This is a genomic window from Pseudomonas sp. P5_A12 (assembly GCF_056400685.1).
In genome coordinates this window covers 1-4,809 of sequence record NZ_JBFUKU010000361.1, presented here as the reverse complement: position 1 = coordinate 4,809, position 4,809 = coordinate 1, and the positions used below count along the sequence as shown (strand labels likewise).

At 54.8% G+C, this 4,809-nt stretch carries 6 protein-coding genes and 1 pseudogene; all 7 read left to right on the top strand.

Annotated elements, in window-relative coordinates; all coding sequences use genetic code 11:
• A partial coding sequence (locus AC1DSG_RS27825) for a cation:dicarboxylate symporter family transporter (protein ID WP_477793745.1) occupies positions 1–674 on the top strand: 674 nt, incomplete at its 5' end.
• A gap of 75 nt (positions 675–749) precedes the next feature.
• Positions 750–1,331, top strand: coding sequence for a TetR/AcrR family transcriptional regulator (locus tag AC1DSG_RS27820; RefSeq protein ID WP_477793744.1), 582 nt, complete (start codon positions 750–752; stop codon positions 1,329–1,331).
• A 57-nt stretch (positions 1,332–1,388) separates the two neighbouring features.
• Positions 1,389–2,495, top strand: coding sequence for an alkene reductase (locus AC1DSG_RS27815; RefSeq protein WP_477793743.1), 1,107 nt, complete (start codon positions 1,389–1,391; stop codon positions 2,493–2,495).
• A 79-nt stretch (positions 2,496–2,574) separates the two neighbouring features.
• Complete coding sequence (locus tag AC1DSG_RS27810) at positions 2,575–3,318, top strand: SDR family oxidoreductase (protein WP_477793742.1); 744 nt, start codon at positions 2,575–2,577, stop codon at positions 3,316–3,318.
• Positions 3,319–3,389: 71 nt separating this feature from the next.
• Entirely contained in the window at positions 3,390–3,770 is a 381-nt protein-coding gene (locus AC1DSG_RS27805) for a nuclear transport factor 2 family protein (RefSeq protein ID WP_477793741.1), read from the top strand.
• 59 nt (positions 3,771–3,829) lie between these two features.
• Positions 3,830–4,215: pseudogene (locus tag AC1DSG_RS27800) on the top strand (nuclear transport factor 2 family protein).
• A gap of 154 nt (positions 4,216–4,369) precedes the next feature.
• The coding region (locus tag AC1DSG_RS27795; protein WP_477793740.1) for an SRPBCC family protein at positions 4,370–4,809 on the top strand (440 nt) is incomplete at its 3' end.

The window sequence follows — 4,809 nt, the reverse complement described above, 5'->3', positions numbered from 1 at the left end:
CTTACGCGCCAATAGGCGTATTTGGCATGATTGGCGCTACCGTTGCGACCTTTGGCTTTGCCTCGCTATTACCCTTGCTCAAGCTGATTGGTGTGGTCTACCTGGCACTGATTGTCTTTGCGTTGGTGGTACTTGGCGGTATTTGCTATCTGATCGGCGAGAACATTTTCAAGCTGATCAAGTATTTTCGAAATGAGCTARTTCTTGCGTTCTCGAGTGCCGCATCGGCAGCGGTTATGCCGCAGTTGATGAGCAAGCTGGAGAGCTACGGTGTCCCTCGTCGCATCGTCAGTTTTGTGGTGCCGGTGGGGTATGCGTTCAATTTAGATGGAGCGTCGATTTTCCTTGGCGTGGCTACGATTTTTGTTGCCCAACTCTATGGTATCGACCTGTCGCTTTCTCAGCAGATTCTGCTGGTGGTCACGATGGTGCTGACCTCCAAAGGTGCTGCCGGAGTACCTGGATTTGCCATCATTATTCTGTCTGCGACATTGGCTTCTGCCGGTCTTCCATTGGAAGGTGTGGCCTTGATCGCGGGCATTTTCAGGATTATCGATAGCGGCACGACCACCTTGAATGTACTTGGTAATGCGATTGCACCATTAGTCATAGCCAAGTGGGAGAGGGCTTCGCTAGAGCCTTCGAGAATCAATTCGGTAGCGCAGAAAGCGTAGTACTCCAAGTCAGTTCGTCAGGCGGGTGCTCGAGTTACTAGACGACCGGTCTGTTTTTGTATAGGCTGCTTCCCCATGAAGAAACCTATCCAAGACATGCGACAGCACATCATCGATGTGGCCAAGTCGCTGATGACCAACAAGGGTTACACCGCCGTGGGGTTGTCGCAAGTGCTGACAACCGCTGGCGTACCCAAAGGGTCGTTCTATCACTACTTCCGCTCGAAAGAAGAATTCGGCCAGGCGCTGCTCGAAGAGTACTTTCAGGAGTACATCGGGCGAGTCGATATCGTGATGGCCGCAGAAGGAACCGGAGCCGAGCGGCTGCTGGGCTATCTGCACTACTGGGCAAGGACGCAAGCGTTCGATCATCCCGAAGAGAAATGCCTGGTGGTGAAATTGGGCGCAGAAGTTTGCGACTTGTCAGAAGACATGCGCGCGGTGCTGGAAGAAGGCACTGCGCTGATCATCCAGCGGATCATGCGTTGTGTGGAGCAGGGCATGACTGACGGTTCCATCTCACAGACACAGGACGCAGTGACTCTAGCCGAATCGCTGTATCAGCTATGGCTTGGCGCTTCGCTGTTGGTCAAGGTCAAGAACAGCACAGCGCCTTTTGAAACCGCAATGATCACAAGTAAACGCCTGCTGGACTAGAGGAGTTTTTTTTAACCGGATTACTAGACGACCGGTCTAATATTTGAGGTATTCAGCATGATTGATAACAGTCATAACACCGACCTTTTCTCGCCCGCACAGATGGGCGCCTTGCAACTGGCTAATCGTATCGTCATGGCTCCGGTGACACGCAGTCGGATGGCAGAAGACGGGGTGCCGAATGAACTGCACGCCACCTATTACGCCCAGCGTGCAGGCGCAGGCTTGATCATCGCCGAGGCCACGAACATTTCTGCCCAAGGGCGCGGTTACGCGATGACGCCGGGGATCTGGTCGGAAGACCAGGTGGAAGGCTGGAAAAAAGTCACCGACGCGGTGCACGCGGCAGGCGGCAAAATCGTCAGCCAGCTTTGGCACGTGGGCCGCTTCTCCAGCGTCGAGTTACAGCCAAACGGCGAGGCGCCGGTAGCACCCTCGGCAATCAAGGCCGAAGGTACCACCTACACCAACAATGGCATGGTCGAAGTGTCCATGCCTCGGGCGCTTGAGACTTCAGAGATCCCAGGGATCATCGAGCAGTACAGGCATGCGGCAGAAAATGCAAAGCGAGCCGGTTTTGATGGTGTGGAAGTCCATTCTGCCAACAGCTATCTGCTCGACCAGTTCCTGCGTGATTCCACTAATCAGCGCACTGACCAGTACGGTGGCAGTATCGAGAACCGGACGCGGCTGACGCTTGAAGTCACCGAAGCAGTGGTTGCGATTTGGGGCAGCGATCGGGTCGGTATCCGTCTTTCGCCGGTGACACCTGACGCAGGCAATACGCCCCCTGACAGCAACGTCATGGCGACCTACGGCCACCTGATTCAGCAGCTGAACAGGTTCAACCTGGCCTATCTGCACTTTGTCGAAGGCGCAACCGCCACTTCTCGCACCGTTCCGGAAGGGGTGGATCTGGACGCGCTGAGTGCGCAGTTCGAAGGGCCGTTCATTGGTAACAACAACTATGACCTGGATATGGCTTTGGAGCGCCGGGCGCAAGGCCGGATTGATGCAGTAGCGTTCGGCCGTTTGTTCATTGCCAACCCAGACCTTGTAGAGCGTCTGCGTCGTGGTGTCGAGCTGACCATCGCACCCCGTGAGAGTTACTACGGTGGAGGCGCCAAGGGCTACACAGATTGGCCAACGGCCATCTCCAACTAAAGAGCAGTTTGCCCCGCATCGACTTGGCGCAGGGAGGCTTCGTTGCGAAAGCATTTCGCCGCACAAGAGGTACTCAAGTATGAATTATCTGAAAAACAAGGTTGCCATCGTCACTGGCGCATCTTCCGGCATTGGTGCCGCCACCACTCGTGCACTCGCCGCACAGGGCGTCCGCGTGGTAGCGGCAGCACTCGATCAGAAAGGGCTGGAAGCGTTTGTTGCAGAACTGCGTGAGTCAGGTAGCGACGTGGTTGCTTTCACCACCGACGTTACCCATCTGGATCAAACCAAAGCGCTCGCCAAGTTTGCACACGACACCTACGGCGCCGTGGACATTCTGGTCAACAACGCCGGTCTGATGCTCTTTTCCAACTGGGTCGATCTTGCCGTGCAGGATTGGGAAAAGATGATCGATGTGAACATCAGGGGGTACCTCAACGCTACTGCTGCGGTACTGCCATTCATGTTGGAACAGAAGTCCGGGCAGATTCTCAATATGGACTCTGTTGCAGGTCACCAGGTGGGGCCGGCGGCGGGTGTCTACAGCGCCACCAAGTTTTTCGTCCAGGCCATGACCGAATCCATGCGAAAGGAGTTGGGCGTGCAGCATGGCATCCGCGTCAACACAGTCAGCCCCGGCGTGATCAATACCGGCTGGGCGGACAAGGTCAGCGATCCTGAAGGGCGCAAGGCGGCTCAGGAGCTGAACCGGATTGCCATTGCGCCTGACGATATCGCCCGTGCTGTGATTTACGCGCTCAACCAACCGGAAAACGTCACCGTCAACGATCTGATCATCTCGCCAACACGCCAGGATTGGTGATCGTTGGTTGGCCACGCCGCGCCCACCTAGACCTAACGGTCATCGATAATTCATTCAATCAGGAATACATCATGAGCAATCCAACTTACGTCCAGGAATACAACGCAATCGTCGACGTGCTTAACCAGTACAACGACGGTGGTGCAAAGGCTGACAGCACCTTGATGAAGCCTGCGTTCAGCGAACAGGCCACCATGTTTGGCGTTGACGGCGACAAGCTCGTCGGCGGCGCGATCCAGAATCTGTACGACGTGATCGACAACTCTTTCCGACCATCTCCCGAAGCCAAAGCTGCGATCGTTCGCATCGACATCGTGGGCACCGCCGCCAGTGCTCGGGTCGATACCGATAACGTTTCGGGATTTCGCTTCACCGACTTCTTCAACCTGCTGAAGGTGGAAGGCAAGTGGACGATCGTCAGCAAGATTTACCACACCCACCCGAGCGCGTGATCCCTCGATCGCCTCTGGCGAGGTGTGTTGTTCCTCGCCCTCAATGAAAGAAGAGAACCATGTCAAAGAACATCAAGGCAGTACCAACCTCCGAGTACAACGCTGTCATCGCTACCGCCAATCAGTACGTTGACGGTCTGCGTGTGGGCAGTGCAGAAGGCGTTGCGCAAGCTTCCATAAAGACGCCGTGATGTACGGTTTCACTAATGGCGAACTGCTCGGCGGCCCGATCAAAAATCTATTTGATTTCGTTCAGAAGAACGGCAGCGCCCCAGAAATCACGACCCGACTCGACGTGCTGGCAATCACACCAACGACAGCCGTAGTACGTGTCGATATGGAGAAGGATGCGATCGGCGCTGATTACAACGACTACCTGACCCTGATCAAAATTGACGGCGCCTGGAAGGTCATCGCCAAGGTTTATCACCAGTTCGAAGGTTGAGCGGCCACCGATCCCGGTGAATCAATGTCGGGATCGGAGCTCTTCAATCGTCAAATGGAGAGCCCAGGCAAGGTGCCCAATTCATCACCTCCGAGCGCTGTATTTGAGCCGAGGGTCGGTGTTTAAAAATAGTTAACTTCTGAGGGTATACACAATGCCGATGGTTGAGTTTTCCGCCGTCTTGGACAGCGATGCAGGACACGCTTGGAGTGTGTTGAAGAAATTTGGCGAGATCCAAAAATGGCACCCCTCGATTGTCGAAAGCAGCATTGAGGACAATCAACCTGATGGATTGGTTGGCTGTATTCGCAAACTCACATTGGCCGATGGAGCTGTTGTCAGAGAGCGCTTGTTATCGGTCGATGATCGCAATACAACGCTGTCCTACCGCTTCGAGGAGGCCCCATTACCGCTGGGCAACTATGTGGCCACCGTGAAATTGGCCTCTCTTACTGGACAGTCCAAGACGTTCATCAATTGGTCGGCGAGCTTCGACCTGCAAGACCTGAATACCGCTGAACACTATCAGGAGCTCATTCGAGGATTGATCGTGGATGGCCACAATAGTCTCCAGTTATTTCTTTCCCAGCACTG

What these genes read in the sequence shown, in the direction of transcription:
- AC1DSG_RS27820 (WP_477793744.1), top strand. Translation starts at nt 750, where the DNA reads ATGAAGAAACCTATCCAAGACATGCGACAGCACATCATCGATGTGGCC.
- AC1DSG_RS27810 (WP_477793742.1), top strand. Translation starts at nt 2,575, where the DNA reads ATGAATTATCTGAAAAACAAGGTTGCCATCGTCACTGGCGCATCTTCC.
- AC1DSG_RS27815 (WP_477793743.1), top strand. Translation starts at nt 1,389, where the DNA reads ATGATTGATAACAGTCATAACACCGACCTTTTCTCGCCCGCACAGATG.
- AC1DSG_RS27805 (WP_477793741.1), top strand. Translation starts at nt 3,390, where the DNA reads ATGAGCAATCCAACTTACGTCCAGGAATACAACGCAATCGTCGACGTG.